At 69.5% G+C, this 16,633-nt stretch carries 17 protein-coding genes and 2 pseudogenes; 6 read left to right on the forward strand and 13 right to left on the reverse strand.

The features are described from left to right. Positions 1–136: 136 nt before the first annotated feature. Together AMK21_RS33130 and AMK21_RS33135 are read right to left on the reverse strand one after the other, a co-directional pair. The gene (locus AMK21_RS33130) at positions 137–1,324 is read right to left on the reverse strand and encodes a PP2C family protein-serine/threonine phosphatase (RefSeq protein WP_073882872.1); all 1,188 of its coding nucleotides are present in this window, start codon (positions 1,322–1,324) and stop codon (positions 137–139) included. Between the two features lie 145 nt (positions 1,325–1,469). After that, positions 1,470–1,793 carry an STAS domain-containing protein gene (locus AMK21_RS33135; RefSeq protein WP_079181327.1) on the reverse strand — a complete coding sequence of 108 codons (324 nt, stop codon included), beginning with the start codon at positions 1,791–1,793 and terminating at the stop codon, positions 1,470–1,472. A gap of 1,006 nt (positions 1,794–2,799) precedes the next feature. Here AMK21_RS33135 and AMK21_RS33140 point away from each other — a divergent pair. The 3 genes from AMK21_RS33140 to AMK21_RS33150 all read left to right on the forward strand — a co-directional run bounded on the left by AMK21_RS33140 (position 2,800) and on the right by AMK21_RS33150 (position 4,466). After that, positions 2,800–3,117, forward strand: a complete 318-nt coding sequence (locus AMK21_RS33140; protein ID WP_073882856.1) for a MerR family transcriptional regulator — start codon at positions 2,800–2,802, stop codon at positions 3,115–3,117. 562 nt (positions 3,118–3,679) lie between these two features. Further along, a complete protein-coding gene (locus AMK21_RS33145) occupies positions 3,680–3,895 on the forward strand; it encodes a hypothetical protein (RefSeq protein WP_073882857.1) in 216 nt (71 codons plus the stop codon). A 181-nt stretch (positions 3,896–4,076) separates the two neighbouring features. Continuing rightward, positions 4,077–4,466 (forward strand): hypothetical protein, encoded by a 390-nt coding sequence (locus AMK21_RS33150; protein ID WP_073882858.1) that lies wholly within the window; start codon positions 4,077–4,079, stop codon positions 4,464–4,466. Between the two features lie 65 nt (positions 4,467–4,531). Here AMK21_RS33150 and AMK21_RS36515 read toward each other — a convergent pair whose 3' ends face one another. The 6 genes from AMK21_RS36515 to AMK21_RS33170 all read right to left on the reverse strand — a co-directional run bounded on the left by AMK21_RS36515 (position 4,532) and on the right by AMK21_RS33170 (position 9,885). Continuing rightward, positions 4,532–4,930 (reverse strand): Mu transposase domain-containing protein, encoded by a 399-nt coding sequence (locus AMK21_RS36515; protein ID WP_073882859.1) that lies wholly within the window; start codon positions 4,928–4,930, stop codon positions 4,532–4,534. After that, the gene (locus AMK21_RS36520) at positions 4,839–5,234 is read right to left on the reverse strand and encodes an integrase core domain-containing protein (RefSeq protein WP_234422122.1); all 396 of its coding nucleotides are present in this window, start codon (positions 5,232–5,234) and stop codon (positions 4,839–4,841) included. Before AMK21_RS36520 ends, AMK21_RS36515 begins: the two co-directional genes overlap by 92 nt. A 67-nt stretch (positions 5,235–5,301) precedes the next feature. Next, positions 5,302–5,439 (reverse strand): hypothetical protein, encoded by a 138-nt coding sequence (locus AMK21_RS36525; protein WP_234422123.1) that lies wholly within the window; start codon positions 5,437–5,439, stop codon positions 5,302–5,304. A gap of 774 nt (positions 5,440–6,213) precedes the next feature. Next, complete coding sequence (gene tpg / locus AMK21_RS33160; RefSeq protein WP_073882860.1) at positions 6,214–6,771, reverse strand: telomere-protecting terminal protein Tpg; 558 nt, start codon at positions 6,769–6,771, stop codon at positions 6,214–6,216. A 3-nt stretch (positions 6,772–6,774) separates the two neighbouring features. Then, positions 6,775–8,877 (reverse strand): telomere-associated protein Tap, encoded by a 2,103-nt coding sequence (gene tap, locus AMK21_RS33165; RefSeq protein WP_073882861.1) that lies wholly within the window; start codon positions 8,875–8,877, stop codon positions 6,775–6,777. Between the two features lie 201 nt (positions 8,878–9,078). Further along, entirely contained in the window at positions 9,079–9,885 is an 807-nt protein-coding gene (locus tag AMK21_RS33170; protein WP_324613934.1) for a helicase associated domain-containing protein, read from the reverse strand. 94 nt (positions 9,886–9,979) lie between these two features. Between AMK21_RS33170 and AMK21_RS33175 the strand changes: the two genes are divergently transcribed. Next, positions 9,980–10,846, forward strand: a complete 867-nt coding sequence (locus AMK21_RS33175; protein ID WP_143194916.1) for a hypothetical protein — start codon at positions 9,980–9,982, stop codon at positions 10,844–10,846. Between the two features lie 102 nt (positions 10,847–10,948). On the opposite strand, the gene AMK21_RS33180 is transcribed toward AMK21_RS33175, so the two are convergent. Together AMK21_RS33180 and AMK21_RS33185 are read right to left on the reverse strand one after the other, a co-directional pair. Next, complete coding sequence (locus AMK21_RS33180) at positions 10,949–11,368, reverse strand: nuclear transport factor 2 family protein (RefSeq protein WP_234422124.1); 420 nt, start codon at positions 11,366–11,368, stop codon at positions 10,949–10,951. A 97-nt stretch (positions 11,369–11,465) separates the two neighbouring features. After that, complete coding sequence (locus tag AMK21_RS33185) at positions 11,466–12,434, reverse strand: NADP-dependent oxidoreductase (protein ID WP_073882864.1); 969 nt, start codon at positions 12,432–12,434, stop codon at positions 11,466–11,468. Positions 12,435–12,563: 129 nt separating this feature from the next. Between AMK21_RS33185 and AMK21_RS33190 the strand changes: the two genes are divergently transcribed. Both AMK21_RS33190 and AMK21_RS33195 read left to right on the forward strand, forming a co-directional pair. Further along, positions 12,564–13,535, forward strand: a complete 972-nt coding sequence (locus tag AMK21_RS33190; protein WP_073882865.1) for a GlxA family transcriptional regulator — start codon at positions 12,564–12,566, stop codon at positions 13,533–13,535. Between the two features lie 312 nt (positions 13,536–13,847). Further along, positions 13,848–14,237 (forward strand): annotated as a pseudogene (locus AMK21_RS33195) (transposase); the annotation flags it as partial. Between the two features lie 41 nt (positions 14,238–14,278). Here AMK21_RS33195 and AMK21_RS33200 read toward each other — a convergent pair. The 3 genes and pseudogenes from AMK21_RS33200 to AMK21_RS33210 form a co-directional block, all read right to left on the reverse strand. Then, positions 14,279–14,630 (reverse strand): annotated as a pseudogene (locus AMK21_RS33200) (IS21 family transposase); the annotation flags it as partial. A 624-nt stretch (positions 14,631–15,254) separates the two neighbouring features. Beyond that, positions 15,255–15,569, reverse strand: a complete 315-nt coding sequence (locus AMK21_RS33205) for a helix-turn-helix domain-containing protein (RefSeq protein WP_073882866.1) — start codon at positions 15,567–15,569, stop codon at positions 15,255–15,257. After that, entirely contained in the window at positions 15,566–16,630 is a 1,065-nt protein-coding gene (locus tag AMK21_RS33210; RefSeq protein WP_073882867.1) for a tyrosine-type recombinase/integrase, read from the reverse strand. Before AMK21_RS33210 ends, AMK21_RS33205 begins: the two co-directional genes overlap by 4 nt. Positions 16,631–16,633: the final 3 nt, after the last annotated feature.

Below are 16,633 nucleotides of genomic sequence, written 5' to 3' on the forward strand. Positions count from 1 at the left end.
CCCAAAAGAGACGGCGTCGGTCTGAGCCTCTACCAAGTCGTCCGCGAGCTGCAGATACTCCTCGCGACCTGGACCGGCGCCTGCCCCACCTGTCACCGCGACATGCCAAACCCCGCACCAACATGACCAAGCACTACTAGTTGTTGTGGTGGGTTTGGGGTCCGTGCCAGTCGAGGCAGAGGACGGTGGCGTCGTCCTTGGGCGGGTGCCCGTTGTAGGCGTTGGCGACCGCGGTGACCATGGTGCGGACGACTTCGCGGGGGTGTTCGGCGGCGGTGGCGTGCAGGAGCGCGGTCAGGTCGACGGTTTCCGCTTCGCGTTCTTGCATGCCGTCGGTGTGGAGGAGGAGTCGGTCGCCGGGTTGCAGGCCGATGTCCTGGACCCGGTAGGCGCCCTGTTGGAGGACCCCGAAGGGCATGTTGACCGCCAGGCGCACTTCTTCGACGGTGCCGTCGCGTAGGCGCAGGGGCCGGGGGTGGCCGGCGTTGACGATCTGGGCGTGGCTGCCGTCGAGGGCGATGCGCAGGAGTTGGCCGGTGGCGAAGGTGCGGCGCCCGTGCTCGAGGAGGGCCTGATGTATCTGGCGGGCCTGTTCGGCGAGGTCTGCTCCTGAGCGTCGGGCGCCGCGGGATGCATTGACGGCGAGGGTCGCGATGAGTGAGGCGCTGACGTCGTGGCCCATGGCGTCGGTGATCGACAGGTGCAGGGCGTCGTGGTCGAGGCTGTAGTCGTAGGTGTCGCCGGCGATGTCGGAAGCCGGGACCAGAGCTCCGGCGAGAGTGAACTCCGGCGCTTCGCAGGAGGGGGCGGAGGGCAGAAGCTGGCGCTGGATCTCGGCTGCGAGGCTGACGGTGGTGGTGCGGTTGCCCCAGTGGTAGAGGTCGGTGAAGCGGCGGTCGGTGACGATGATGTAGGCCAGCGCGTGCGCGGCGTCCTCGACCTGTATCAGCACATCCTCGGTCACTGCGTGGAGAAACAGCTCCAGCACACCGATGGTGTCACCGCGGTTGGTGACCGGAGCCAGCACCCGGAAGCCCTGTGTCCCCTCCGCCGCGTGCATGACTTTCTGGGTGCGGAGCACGTCGTCGTACATGCTGCTGCCGAGGAGAGGGACCTGTTCGGCACGGTCCTCCTCGGGCTCGGCGGCGGCGGTGTCGTTGACCCGCAGCAGGCGTCGGCCGACGACGTCGACGAAGAGGAACGACACGTACCGGGCACCGAACCGGGTACGCAGATTCCGCGCCACGACATCCAGGGAGTCCACCGGCGCGGCGTCCTCCGCCGCCGCCAGCACTTCGGACAGGGCGATCCGGTTCCGCGACACGACAGCCTCCAGCATTACAGGGGGTTCCGCCCGCCAGAGAGTTCGTGCCGGGGTCGAACAGCTTGACGAGATTACCTGTCCCCTGCCCCCATCGCCTGGCCCCTGCCTCTGCAGGGCTGGGGGCTGTGGTGGGTTGCGGGTGGTGTCAGGTGGTGCGGGCGGCGTCCAGGGTCGGGTAGAGGTTCAGGACTCGGTCGATGCCGTAGATGCCGAAGACCTGGGTCAGCCTGGGGGGCAGGTTGGCGATGCGGAGGTGGGTGCGGTGGTGGGTGGCCAAGATCAGTGTGAGAACTGTGGAGTCGATGAACGTGATGCCCCCGGCGTCCAGGATCACTCCGCCGTGTTCGTTGACGGCGGTGTCGATCTGTTCCTGCAGCCAGGGCACCGTGCCGTAGTCGAACTCGCCTTGGGGGGCGATCACGGGCAGGGGCCCGGCACCGGGGTGCCGGGGGCCGGCGGGAGACGTCATGGGGCAAGTATGCCGCCGTGCGACGGAGACCGAAGTGCCAGGTGGGCGCCACACCTGGATGCAGTGAGGCCCGCAGGGAGGGGCGGCGAGGGCAGCCAGCCGCCACCAGCCGCGCGACGCAGAACCTGTGCCGCCCGGGGCCTGCTTGACCGCTGGGACCCTGGCCCTTCCTCTGTGTGCTGCCTGCGCCCGGTTACCTCCTCACAAGCCGCACGGAAACCTGTTGTGGCTGGAGTAGACATTGGGTGGCGGTGAGGTTATGGTTCCTCTCGTAGCCCAGAGGGAAGAAGGGCCCGGCAGAGATGAACTGCCGGGAGTAGCACCGCAGTACACGTAGTTCCGCAGTTGCAGGATGTTGGACGGTTCGGTGGTGGAGTTCCGAAGCCAGAGCAGTTGCAGGACGGCGACGGAACTGGCCCCGGACTGGGTGGCCCGCAGTGATCAGGGGCCGCCGTGGGGCAGTGCCGCAGTTCACGTAGTGGCATCACACAGTTGCAGTATCAAGAGCGGTACCTCGGTGAAGGCGTCTGGCTGTGGGCGTGCGCACCGGGAGGTTCGGCAGTGGGGTTCTAAGCCAGGGCAGTTGCAGAACGGGCGACGGGGCTGGCTGCCGAAGCGGTGGCACTGTCAGGTCACCGCGCAGTACACATCACCAGTAGTACGCAGTGAAGCAGTACCAGTATGTGAGATTCAGAGGGTAAGAAACGGAGGAGTTGGGCGCCATCAGGATCGCCCGGGCGGAAGTCTGAGTCCGGGTACCGCAGGACATCGTGAGTGAGGTGGTCCCCGGTCGAGCAACCGCGATCCCCGCAACCCCCTACCTCTCCCAGGTGGGAATGCGGAACAAGAAAGGCCGGCACAGCTGTTCACAGCCGGCCGATGGTGTAGCAGTTCCTTCGGGGCCCTGGTGCCAATGGCACCAGGGCCCCTCCACGCGTGCTTCCGCAACCCTCCGAGACCTTCCATCAATCCCACAGCCCGATCCCGCTTCTGCAGTGAGGCGCAAGTGACAGCAGATGATTCGTTTCACCGCCTTGATGATGATGACTATCCCGCTTACACGATGGGCCGGGCCGCTGAGATGCTCGGCACCACCCAGGGTTTCCTCCGCGCGATCGGCGAGGCCCGCCTGATCTCCCCGCTCCGCAGCCCCGGCGGCCACCGCCGCTACTCCCGCTACCAGCTCCGCATCGCCGCCCGGGCCCGTGAGCTCGTCGACGGCGGCACCCCCATCGAGGCCGCCTGCCGGATAGTGATCCTTGAGGACCAGCTCGAGGAAGCGCAGCGCATCAACGCCGAACACCACCGCACCACCCAGCCATGACCCCCTCCCTTCGGACCGAGCGGCAGGGCCCGCGAGCCCCACACCGTGCTCCTGCCCTTCCCGAACGGGCCGGGCCGAGGGCGCCGCTCTCCCTCACCCCGGCCCCCGGGAGGCCGGTTGGCCGGGACGGTGACGTCCAGGCTCCTCAAGCCGACCGTTCGCCTCACCACGGCAGGGCAGAGCGCCCGCATGGCCGCTATGCCCTTCTCACTCCCGTGGGCTAGCGGCCGGTGGCCGCCGGCCCCGAGAATGATGGCGGGCCGGGCGGCGGCCAGCGCTCTGGACGCTGCCCGGCCCACCTGACGCGGAGTGCCGGCGTCACGATCGCCCGCAGGGCGGTGTTGCCGTCTGCGAGCGGCCAGTCCGTTTCTGACCGCGCGCACTGGTCTCGTTCACGGCTATCGAGTGGCATGCGCCGGAGGTACCCGCACCGCGCGCGGTGACCCTCCCCGCACAACTTCACCCTCACCGGCTGACAGGTGAACGAGCAGGTCAATCAGCATGTCCCTTGGCATTTACGGGACACCGTCTACCCGGGGCCGGACCTGGGAGGCTAGGGATCATGGCCGACCGTCGACCGCTCTCGCTGCCCGCCTTCTCCGAGCCCGCTTCCGACGCTCCCGTACCCGCCCAGGCGGGTGGGCGCCGGCTGATGCCGGTCGAGCAGGGCGCCGACTTCCGCCAGCCGCCCGGCGAGACCGAGCCCGCACCCGCCCCGGCCCGGTGTCCGCTCGCCCCCGGCGGCCGCACCTTCTCAGACCCGGACCGCCATATGTGAGCGCTACCACCACGGGTTGCGCCACGTCCAGGACCAGCTCACCACCCAGACCCACCGCCCGGTGTGCCAGCGCCTCCACCTGGACAGTGGTCGTAGCCGGCCTGCCTCCCGCCTCGGATACCGTGTTCCTCTACGGGGTGCCATAACGGATGTGACACCCCCCACCGGAGGTAGTCAGCGTATGAGTTCAAAGCGCAGCAAGAATCCAACCCTGCCCGTACTTGACGACGCATTCCGACTCGCGTCGGTCAAGGACGCCGAAGAGTCCACCCGTGACTTGGCCGCGCGGCTGGCCACCACCGAGCTGCGCCGCGTTTCCCACCCGGGCCGGGTGACCTGGGAGCCCACCGATCAGCCCGAGCCCGTACCGGTCCCGCCGACTGTGGTCGACGGTGACGGGGACCTGTGGCTGCGGGACCGGGGCACTGGCACCTGGACCATGCCCGAGTTCAACCCGAAGGAATTCCCGGCCCGCTGTGGCGAGGTTCTGACGTGGAACCAGCTTGCCCGCGAGTTCGGCCCGCTTACCGGACTGGCCGACGACCGCCGCATCGGCGGCGGCCGGCGCTGACCGCGCAGCCTTCTGGGTTGACCGCGCCCCTGAAGCGCCCGTTACGGGTAGCTGGGAGCTCCAGCTCACCGCCGAGCTCGACGATGGCGGCGAGCAGGTGAGCAGGTGAGCTGCTCGACCTCGACGAAGTCGGGGTGGGCCGCTGCCTGCGCGCGGGAGCGGATGGCCTGGGAGGCGACGTGGTGTCGGTACTCGCCCCGCAGCGCGGCCGCGGTGCGGGCGTGGTCCGGGTCGGTGATCGTCTGGTGCCTCGCCCAGCTGCGCGGGTGACGGGCCACGACGGCACCGCCGGGCGTGAGAGTGACGATGACCTCGGCCGTGCTGGTGGCGACGTGGACGCGCTTGCCGATGGCCAACGGGTGTACGGAGTAGTCACAGGTGCCGACGCGGATGTAGTGGTCGCGGCCGATACGGGTGTGGAAGCGGAACCAGCGCGGCGGATCGATGGGCGGCAGGGCGAGCATGCCCGGCCCGGTCCGCTTCCCACCGCTCGGCGGGGCGGGTGCCCAGGGCGCGGTGAATCCGCCGGTTGGCGATGCTCAGCCAGTCGGTCAGCTGGGTGTTGAAGTCGTCCGGACCGCTGAAGGCGCGGCCGGGCAGGAAGCTCGTTTCCAGGTAGCCGTTGGCCCGCTCGACCAGGCCTTTCGCTTCTGGATCACGAGGGCGGCAGAGGAATACCTTGACGGCGAGCATCCCGGCGAACGCCGCGAACCGAGTGGTGAGCTTGCCCTGGCCGATGCCCGACTCGTTGTCCCGGACCAAGACCAAGACCAGCACCGGCGGCCGCCCGCTCTGGCCGCAACCGAGCGGGATGTCGACCGGCGGGAACCACAGGTCACACTGGGGCCAGCTCGCCGGGCTGATACGTCGTTCGCGAGACCGGATCAACGGGCAGGTAGGCGGGCCGCGACTCGCGGACACGGTCCTTGAGGATCGTCATGCCCATCTCCCAGCCGATCCGCTCCGCGATCACGTCGTCGGCATCGTCGGGGCCTGCTTAAAAAGCTCCCGGATCTGCGGCTCGGCCACTTCTGGGCCCACCACCAGGCTGTGACCGCCTCAGCGACCTCGAACGCCGAACCAGCGACGGGGGAGCAGCGCAGCAGCCTCCGGTGATCCTCCTGGGCCTGGACCACCTCCGGGCATTCGGCCAGCCCGACGACACGGCCCCCGCTGCCAGGCACGCTCATCAACCAGTACCGGCGGCGTGGGCAGACTCGCTGGTGCGCCGCCAGGTACACCCGGGCTGGTGCAACGCGACCGGTCCGCGCAGCCACACAGCCCGGGCACGCCGGGCCCCAGGCAGCGGACCGTCTCCACCCCGTTGTGGAGCCGCGCCGTCGGCGCCTCCTTCGAGGGGCCCAGCGGCTCCTCCCGCATCCAGGCCGGCAACGCACGGCGTAAGCCCACAGGCGGCACCCGACACAGCGCTGCGACCCGGTCCCGGGCCGCAGCGTTCAAGAACACCTCACTGTCGCCCTGCAGAGCCCCAGCGACGCCTTGGCGGCCGGCCACTTCGGTAACCGACGACAGCAGACTCCGCACTGTCAGGCCGTACCTGTCCGCGATCCGCCCCAGGAACGACAGCGTCATCTCACCTTGCAGAGGAGCCATCCGAAAGGCGCCCGCGGCCAGCAACAGCTTCCCCACCCATCCCGTTGTGACAGCTATCGTGCTTCGGCTCAACAGTGTGATCCGGCTACCCGACCACAACAGGCAGGTGCCGGATCCGTCGGCTGGCGTCAGATCAGTAGTCGAGGTCGAGGTAGTCGATGTCGTTGAGGGTGACATCGGAGAGCCCTGTGGCTCGGCCTCCGCCGTCTTGGAAGTAGATCTCTTTGAAGCCTTCGGCGATGATGCCGCGCATCTCCTGGTCGCCGGCGCCTGTGTTGCGGGCGTCGAACAGGCGCTGCGCGTACGTCGCGGGGAGGTGCACGGTGAGTCGCCGGAAGCGTCCGTCGTCGGTGGTGCCGGCCGGCGCGGTGTAGCCGAACCGTGCCCGGGTCTCCACTGTGATTCCGCCCGAGGCGGCGGCTTGCTTCTGCCGGCGTTTGCGGACCTGGGGCTGCCAGCGCTGCCGTACGGCAGCGTTGATCTTCGCGGCGACGTCGGCGCGGGCGTGCCTGCGGGCCCCGCGCCGGTAGCGGTTCACCGAGTCGGCGGTGACCCCGAGCTCCTGGGCGACGGCCTTCGCACTGCCCAACTGGCGGATCAGGTAGCCGACCTGGCCCTTGAGAGTCTTGGGCGGCTGGCGGGTGAAGGCTTCCCGGTCGGCCCGCTCGATGGCGTCCTCGATCTCCCCCACGGCTTACTCCCCTTCGTCCAGGACGGCGTCGCCGCCCTTGATGTGGCGGGCCGGGTTGAGGCCCTTCTCCATCAGGTCGACCGCCCACAGCATCGACTGGACGCCCTCCAGCTTGGCCAGGCCGGGCGTCGGCCCGAGGCGGAACCCGCCGGGCTGCGGCTTGCCTGACGCTGCGTAGGGGAGGAAGTCGAGGGGGCTCTCACCGAGGCTCGGGTAGACGACGCAGTCGGAGAGCACGGCGAGCGGGTACAGGCCGGTCATCTTGACCATGTTGTTGAGCTTGCGGTGCATGTTGACCCGGGCCTTGCTGATGACGGCGGCCCGGATGTCGGGGCGCCACGTCGGCCGCGACAGGGCCGGCCACGTCTCGCCCTCCTTGTAGGACTTGCCCTGCGGGCGCTCGCGGAGCTTGCCGACGCCGCCCTTCACCGTGGCCTTGATCGCGGCCAGGACAGCGGCCAGCGCTGGGTCGTTCTGCTTGTGCTGCTCCATCGCCGCCAGGAACTCCACGTCGGTGAGGTCCTTGGTGACGCCGAGGTCTGCGAGGGTGTCGACGTAGGCGTTCTTGAGCCGGTCGTGCCACGGGTCGAGGTAGGCGCCGGTCTCCCTGCGCAGGTACGCCTCGATCGGGTGAATGTCGTGCCCGAGCTCCTGGGCGTAGGCGAGGGTGTGCGTCTGGTACCAGGCAGGTCCCGTCGGGCGGGTGCCGTCGGGGGTGAACGGGGAGGGCAGGCGCGGGTCCAGCTCGATGTGGCTGAGGTCGGCCAGCCAGCTCCCGGGGATCTTCGGGTTGAACTTCGGGGCGTGGAAGCGGTCCGGGGCGGAGAGGCCGACGACCAGGCGGGCCGCGGCGGCGAGGAACGCGGTGTTGAGGTCGAGGCCGACCGCGAAGGGCAGGGTGCACTCCTCATCGGACAGCGTCTGAACCGACCGCACCCACTGGTAGGCCTCTTCGTTCAGGAAGCCGCCCTTCCAGCCCGAGTTCACCACGACGGGGTGTTCCGGGGTGGCCTCCGGCGGCGCCGGGTCCATCGGCTCCGTCCCGAGCGAGCCCGCGTTGTAGCCGGACACCCAGTTCCCGGTCTCTTCGTCCCGCACGGCCTTCGTCGGCGGGCGCAGCGCCGTCATCAGCTCCAGCCCGGACACGGCGGTGGAGCCGCGCGGCGTGATGACCCGGGTCGCGTACACGCCGAGGACGCGGGCGATGTCGGCCGGCTCCATCTCGCTGACGCCGGGCCAGGACCGCTCATCGAGGGCGTCCCAGGACAGGACTGCCAGCTGCACGCACTGTCTCTCGCGGCCCTGCGCCTTGCGGTAGATCCGGGCCCACGGGCCGAAGCCCCGCTGGGTGAGCTGCCACTTGGCCTTCGTCACCTGCTTGACGACGGGGTGGTCCTCCGGGAGGCGCAGGGAGCGGCGCTGCTCGTGGCCCTCCAGGTGCTCGGGCAGCCCGAGCTTCACGGCGGCGGCCGCGGTGAGCACGATCAGCGGGTCGGAGTCCTTGCCGTACCGGTTGAGCTTCGCGGCACCGAGGCCCGACTCCTTGAGGGTCCACTCCACCAGCTCCGGCACGGTGGTGGCCGGGCAGTCCAGCACGAGGCCGTCCGTGCCGTACGCGGATCCGTCGCCATCCAGGACGGCGAGCGGGCCGTGAGGGAAGCGCGGGTCGACAGCGGGCTGCGCCGCCTTCCTCGCGGCCGGACGCCGCGACGGCACAGCAGGTCGGATGGCGGGGCGCGTCGGCCCCGCAGCCGCAACGGCGGAAGCCTGCGGTGCACCTGCCGTCTCCACCTTGGACGCGGCCGGCTCACTGGACGCCGCCCCCGGTACCGGCGCGGCAGCCGAACCAGCACCGGGGGCTGGGTGCTTCGCGGCCCATCCGTTCAGTAGCCGCTGGTAGGCATCCAGACGCGGTGGTTTCGGCTCGCTGCGGCCGTTCTCCCAGTTCTTCACCGACTGGGTCGTCGTTTTCAACGCGGTGGCGAGACGGGCCTGGGTGATACCGGCGGCCTCACGCAGCCGGGCACGCTCCGCCGGAGGCGGGAGCTGCGGCTCCTCGTTCAACAGGGCGTCGACGGACGCGAACAGCTCTTCCTCAGACGCCATTCCATGCACCTTCACGTCAGGACTCGATACCGCTTAACCAAAAAATTAGCCTACCCCTTAACCCTTTCGCGCCCATTCCAGCCCGAAGCGCGGCGAGCGCCTGGAGTTTGTCGGGAGTGAGCTTCGCGCGGCGTCCCTTCTGATTCATGATCCAGACTCCGCGCTTGACGGGGTACTCCTGGCCACCGACCTTGACCCCCTCTACGTGGCCTCTGGGGACGGCCACAGAGCCAGTGGCCCTGTACTGCGCCAGAGCCGCCACCCCCAGGCCCCCAAGGCTGGCGCGGACGGCTTCGGGAGCTCCGAGGCCGGGGGCGTGATGCCGAGCTGCTCCAGGCGTTCGCGCTGCCCGCCCGTCAGGGCCTGCCAGACCACTGGTTTCCGCTGCCGGGCCAGCCACTTGCCGATGCCCATGCCGTGGACCGTGAAGCCGGGAAGGACGTCCGCCTGGCCCTCTTCGTCGGCCACCAGCTCGCGCAGCGCGGCGTAGTGCCGCTGCCACTCCGCCGGCCACGAGGGGTTCCAGTCCGCGTCCACGGCCAGGAGCGCGGCCTCCCACTCCGGGTGACCATCCAGCGCACCCGCGCGGCGCAAATTGCTCAACCACTGTCCCACCGGCCTGGACAGGGCCACGGCGGACCTCGGAGCGCAGAGAGTCCGATGGTCCGCGTAGTACGCCTTCGCGGCCTCCAGGCTCTCCTGGAACCGCTCATCGGCCGGGCTCCAGACCATGCCCAGCTGCTCCAGCCGCTGCGCGCGCAGGCCGGTCATCTGCCCCGCCCCGTACGCCCGTCGCTGCTCTGCGACCCAGGTCCCCAGGGGGAACGCGACCTCCTTGAACCCGTACGGAACTCGGGCGTGAAGCTCACGCTCCGTGAACGTCTTGAGCGCCGACCAGCCGCGCGCCCAGCCCTGACGCTCGGTGTCGATGACGTTGAAGGAAAACCAGTGGCGGTCGGACCTCTCATCAGCGTCTCCGACGACACCTCCCAGGCCCGGTGACACCACCCCCCCAGGTCATGCCTTCGACAGGGGGACACAGTCATGCCGGGCCCGGAGGCCAGCGGCCCTCTTGCAGGACCGCGAAAAACATAACGGGGGAATGCCTTTGCCGCCGGAGGATCTGCGGACGGTCCTGGCACCGGTCGACCTGGTGTGGGCGCGCCCGGAGCGTCCAGCCGCCCGGAAGCTGGTGGAGGCCGCGGCCCGAGGCGAGCTGGCCCGGGTGGTCGGGTTCGTCGGCCGTACGGACGCGCCGCAGGTCCTTGCCGATCGGGTCGCCCGGCGCCTGGAGGACCAGATGCGGCTGGGCGGTCCGATCAAGGACCCGGTGGGCTGGCTGATCGGCCTGGCCCTGCCCCAGCGTCAGCGGTGCGGCGATGTCCGGTGCGATGACCGGGTGCTGCTCGGCTCCAGGCAGGACTGCCCGCGCTGCGCGGAGCAGCAGGCCGATCGCCGCGACCAGTGCCGTGCAGTCGCGGCCGCCGTCGACGCGGCGATGCCGCACGCCTCCGAGAACGAGCGCCGTACGGCGACCGAGCAGCAGCTGCACCAGGACGTGACCGCCCAGGGGTGGATCCGAGAGCACCGGTGGGCGCAGGTCCGCGAGCGGCAAGCCGCCGCAGCTCAGGCCCGCGCCGAAGCCGCAGCAGGGCAGCCGGCCAACGACGCCCCGGCCGCGCCGATGCCTCCGGTCGTGCTGCCCGCGCCGCATCCGTTCGTCGCCACCGACCTCGTCGGCGGCGACGACCAGGAGCAGGAGCTCGTTCTCGAGGACCTGACCCGCGAGCAGGTCCGGGCCTGGCGGGTGCAGGGGCTGAAGGACCACAGCGTCGTTTTCGACCACATCGACCAGTACTGCGAGACTTCAGCCAGGAGGCTGTTCAGCAACCAGCTGGTCGATGAGGCGCAACGTCTGGCGGGCACGCACAATCTGGTCCTCGGGCACACCGCTTGGGGGCAGGCGTGAGCGAGAGCAAGGTGTCCGGCGCCGACCTGGCCCGGATCGCCCTCCAGACGGCCCGCGCCGCCCCGAGGAGCGCACCCCAGCCCAAGCGCCCTGGCCCTGCCTTCAGATGGTGAAGGCTTCGTTGATGGCGTGGCTGTCCTCGTACATGCGGTAGCCGGTGATCTTGCCTTCGGCTGCGGTGATGTGGAGGGCGAAGTGGTTGGTGAAGGTCTTGCCCGTGGCCAGGACCTCGAAGCGGTTGTGGCCGATGACCACGGCGTGGTCGCCATCGACGACGGTCGTGGCAACGACGTACTCCTTTGCAGGGGTGAGGTGCTGGCCGAAGGAGGCGAAGAACGCGGCGATGTCGTCCTTGCTGGTGCGGCTGCCGGCCCAGGGGACGTTGGGAGCGCCGCCGACGTGGAAGTCGACGCCGTCGGCGAACAGGTCCAGCAGGGCGGGCATGTCGCCTTCGCCGAAGCGGGCGAAGAACGCGTCGACAACGTCACGGGTGCTGGCCGGGGTGGTGATGGTGCTCATCATGATTCCGTTCTGCGTGGTGCGGGTGGGATGGGGCCTGCCTGACGCAGGCCTGGGAGCCGAGGGCATGGTTGCCGCAAGGCAGAAGCAGCGGGGTGGGTCAGGGGGCGATGGAGAGGACGATCTTGCCGGTGGTGCGGCCGGTCTCACCCAGCGTGTGGGCCCGGACGGCTTCTTCGAGGGGGAAGACCTCGTCGACAATCACGCGCAGGCGGCCGCCCTCGACCAGGGAGGTAACCTCGCGCAATCCCGCATGGTCGGGCTCGACGAGCATGAACACCGCCCGGATACCGGCCGCCTCGGCCTCCTCGGCGGGGAAGGTGTCGTCCAGCGGCAGGATCGAGATCAGCGTGCCGCCCGGCCGCAGCGTTTGCAGGGACCGGGCCCAGTTGGGGCCGCCGAGGGTCTCCAGGACGACATCGACGTCGCGGAGGGTCTCGGCGAAGTCCTGGGTGCGGTAGTCGATCAGCTCGTCGGCGCCCAGCGAGCGCAGCAGCTCGTGCTTGGCGGCGCTGGCCGTGCCGATGACGTACGCGCCGCGGGCCTTGGCGATCTGTACGGCCAGGTGGCCTACGCCTCCGGCGGCCGCGTGGACCAGGACGCGCTGACCGGGCTGGACTTTCGCGGTGTCCACCAGGGCCTGCCAAGCGGTCAGCGAGGCCAGCGGCAGGGCGCCGGCCTGGATATGGTCCAGGCCCTTGGGGCGCGGGGCGAAGTGCCGGGTCGGAGCGGCGACGTACTCGGCATAGGCGCCCGCCGGGTGAGGGAAGCGCGGCATCCCGAACACCTCGTCGCCGACCTCGAAGAGTGTCACTCCGCCGCCGACCGCCTCGACCACCCCAGCGACGTCGAAGCCCAGGGTGAACGGCGGCCTGGCCCCGGTGGCGAACACGCCGCGTTCGCGGGTCTTCCAGTCGGTCGGGTTCACGCCTGCAGCGTGCACCCGGACCAGGATCTCGCCTCGGCCCGGGACCGGACGCTGCGTCTCGACGACCTTGAGGACCTCGGGGGCTCCGGCGGCGTCCTGGGAGACGGCGCGCATGGTCGAGGGGCGGGTGGCCTGGGACATGATGACGTGCTCTTTTCAGCAGTGCGTTTCTTGTCGTTCGTGCCGTTTCTCCTGGGCACGTCCTCAGACTGCCTGGGCGGAAAGACCCCCAGTAGTGGCCCGATGGCCATGGAATGCAAGGATCGGGTCATGCACCACGTTGGCGTTCTGGCCCTGGAAGGCGTCGTTCCCTTCGAGCTCGGCATTCCCGCACGGATATTCGGCGCCGCCCGCGACGGCACGGGCAACCGGCTCTACTCCGTGACCACGTGCAGTCTGGACGGCCGCCCCGTCCGCACCGAGGCCGACTACCAGCTCACCGTCTCCCACGACGCCTCCCTGCTGGCCACCGTCGACACCGTCGTCATCCCGCCCTCCCACGCGCTGGGCCCCATCCGCGAGGAGGGCCGCCTGCCCGACACCCTGCGCGAGGCCCTTGCCGCCATCCGCCCCGGAACCCGGATCGTGGCGATCTGCACCGGCACCTACGTGCTGGCCGCTGCGGGACTGCTCGACGGCCGCCCCGCCACCACCCACTGGCGCGAAGCCGACCGCCTGCAGCGCATGTTCACCACCGCGCGCATCAACCCCGACGTTCTCTTCATCGACGACGGCGAGATCCTCACCTCTGCCGGGGTCGCCGCCGGCATCGACCTGTGCCTGCACATCGTCCGCCGCGACTACGGCAGCGACATCGCCAACGAGGTCGCCCGCTCCTGCGTCGTACCGCCCTGGCGCGACGGCGGCCAGGCCCAGTACATCCAGCGCCCCGTCCCCGACCCCACCGCCCCCGGCACCGCCCCCACACAGGCGTGGATCATGGAGCACCTCGCTGAACCCGTCACCCTGGCTGACATGGCCGCCCACGCGAACGTCAGCGTGCGTACCTTCACCCGCCGCTTCCGCGACGAGGTCGGCACCAGCCCCGGCCAGTGGCTCGTCCGCCAGCGCGTCGACCTGGCCCGGCACCTGCTGGAGATCACTGACTGGCCCGTCGACCTGGTCGCCGACCGCGCCGGATTCGGCACCGGTGTCTCCCTGCGCCAGCACCTTCATGCCGCCATCGGGGTCACACCCCAGGCATACCGCCGCACCTTCCGCCCCACACCCGCAGCAGTCTGACAAGCCGCAGCTCGATCATCAGCTCTTGGCCCCTTCGAGCTGGCGTAGAACGCGGACATTCCAGTCGGCACCGCCCCCGGCCTCGTGACCGCCACGGCCTGGGCGGGCGAGCCCCCCGCCCGAAGACGGTTCAGAGCATTGGCGGCGAGCAACTCACCGTTCCGCCCCGCCTACGGCACGCTTCCGGCGTATTCCGGCTGCCCTCCAAGTAGCCCGGGGACCGGAAAGCCGTCAGCGTTGAGGCGTTCCCGGCGGTGGGTGGGCATCGTTCAGTTACTCGCGGACCTGAGCGTTCACTGTGGGATGCACGTCACCGCTGTCCGCGCCGAGGCTCGCAAGCAGGCGCAGGAAGCCGCCCTCGACCGGTTCGCCGAGTTCGCCGATGCCTGGGGTCGGAAATACCCGGCGATCGTGCGGCTCTGGGAGAACGCATGGGAGGAGTTCACTCCGTTCCTCCGCTTCGACACCGAGATCCGCCGCATCGTCTGCACGACCAACCCCATCGAGTCAGTGAATGCCCGGATCCGCCGTGCGGTCAAGGCCCGCGGCCACTTCCCCAACGAGCAGGCCGCACTGAAGTGCGTCTACATGGCGATCATGTCGCTGGACCCCACCGGCAAGGGCCAGGCCCGCTGGACCATGCGCTGGAAGACCGCACTGAACGCCTTCGATATCACCTTCGACGGCCGGCTCTCCGCAGCACGCCAGCAACTCCAACAACCCAAGTTACACCGCTCGTTTGACAGACCCTCGGCAACCCTGGGGCGGGCCTCCTGAACGTAGAGCTTGACCCGCTGGTAGTTCCCAGTGAACCCGTACTCCGCGACCAGCCGTTCATGGATGACCGCGGCCTTCATCAGGACCTCGGCCCGCAGCATCGCATCGACCAGCGGCGCGAACTCGTCAATCACCCTCGCCCGGGACCGCCCGTTCGGCGACCGCCGCGGCGGCGTCGCCGGACCCGGCGGACGAGAGGTACTTCCGGACCGTCTTGCGATCCAGCCCCGTCTCCCTGGCGATCTCCGACAAGCTCAGCGCCCCGGACTCCAGCAGCCCCCGGAAACGCCGCAGTTCCAACCAACGCTCCGAGTCCAAAAGATCGCCAGACCCCTCTCCGCTGCCTCACCAACAAGCAGCAGAGTGCCGAGCAACACGCCTCACCGCATCAACAACTGTCCCTATTCATCCGTACGAAGGTGGGGACGTAACTGTGTACGCCGACAATGAGGTGTTCGGCCCGGACGAAGGGACGATCGGGGTGACGTTGCCAGCAGGCCGAGCACAGTCCAAGCCCTGCGTGCTTCCGTACTCTGCCGCATTGCTCACAGGCCCGAGGCGGCTGTTTGGCCTGCCGGGGACGCGAGCAGTGCCCGCACCAGCCGGTGTCCTCGCGTAGGAATCCGGGCCGACTGCAGCGAGGGCATGGGGCCTTGGAGGCGTCGCGCTCGGACTCCCGCAGGCAAGTGCGGCAGAGTGCCGAGGATTTACTCCGCACCGGGTGTCCGCATGCGGTGCAGACACGTGAGCAGGTGATGCACCGGCCGGTGTCCGCCTGGAGAACTCGCTGCTGGCCGCACCGGGGACAAGCGGCCCGGGCCTCGGCCTCCTTCTGCTGGGCAGTGCAGCGGCAGCAGTGGCGCCGGTCGATGAAGCCGACCGGGGCTCCGCAGCCGATGCAGTCGCTCTGTTTGACGCCCACGATGCCCCCTCATCTCCGGGTCAGATGGGTGGCATCGAGCGGCCTCGCGCGGAGGCCGCTTTCGGCAGGTCGGCGACCGGTCGCGGTGGGACCGCAGGACGCTCGACGGGGGTGGTGTCGACCTCGAAGAGGTCGTTGGGGGTGCAGTCCAGCGGGGTGCACAACGCGATCAGCGTGGACATCTTCACCTGGGAGGGCTCTTTGCTGAACAGAGCAGACACCGAGGCAGAGGACATTTGCAGCCCGGCGCGTTCGGCCAGCAGCCGCTGCAGCTGGGTGCCGGTCCAGATCTCGCGCTGGGCGGCGGCCATCCGCAAACGCCATCGGATCTTCATGCGGAGCTGTCCCCCTCGGCGGTGAGTTCGCCGAGCGTGGTGGTCACCGCGCGGCGATAGGCATCCTCGATGAACGTCGCGGAGGGACGGACATATCTCATGGTCGAACTGACCGTCCAGTGACCAAGGAGCTGCTGGATGGCCACCAGGTCCACACCACGCTCGTAGTTATGGGTCGCGCAGGCCCGCCGCAGGGCATGCGGACTGAACCGGTCGGTCGCCGCACGGCCTTCGAGTTCCATCAGATAGCGCAAACGGTTGCGGATCGTCCCGCGGTGCAGACTGCCTCCGGACTCGTCCGCGAACAGCACCGGGGAGTCGGGGAACTTCCCGCGGACGTCGTCGAGGAACCAGCGCAGGACAAGGTCGAGCCCGTCGAGCATCGGCACCCAGCGCGGCCGCGGTCCGGATGTGCGGGCTCCTTTGCCGAACCGGACGTGGAGCTTCCCGAACGGTCCCCGTGTGAAGTGGAGGTCCGGGCGGTCCAGAAGCGACACCTCTTCGGACCTCAGGCCGGCGTGATAGAGGGTCCGGAACATCGCGTACTCCCTGGCGGCGGGTGCGTACTTGGGGGCGGTGGCGATCCGGGCCTTGAGGAAGTCGAAGAACTCCGCGACCCGCTCTGGGGTCGGTGGCGGCAGCTCGGCCGGGGAGTCATCGCCGACATGCCGGGACGCGTTGAACTCATCGACCAGGCAGACCAGGCGAACGCCGAACCCGGCTTCGATCTCGACGGCCTTGCGGACCTGCAGAAACCGGTGGAAGCCTTTGAAGATCTGCACGTACTCGCGCCGGGTCGAGGCCGCCCGCCCGGCAAGAGCCAGGTCTCCGACGACGCGGTCGATGTCTTCGGGGGTGACGTCCCAGGCGGGCCGGCCCAGTGCGGTGAGCGTGCGTTCCAGCAGTCCGATGTCGTTCTCGACGGTCACCGGGCTGAACCCACGAGCTCGCCATGAGGCGACGAACGCCTCAACGCAGTCGGCCTGAAACTCCCACGGATCGGCGGTCACCGGCTCCAGCAGTACGGCACCGCCCTGGACCACACTCAACTGGGATGCCACCGG

Source organism: Streptomyces sp. CB00316, from assembly GCF_001905595.1.
Classification (GTDB): domain Bacteria; phylum Actinomycetota; class Actinomycetes; order Streptomycetales; family Streptomycetaceae; genus Streptomyces.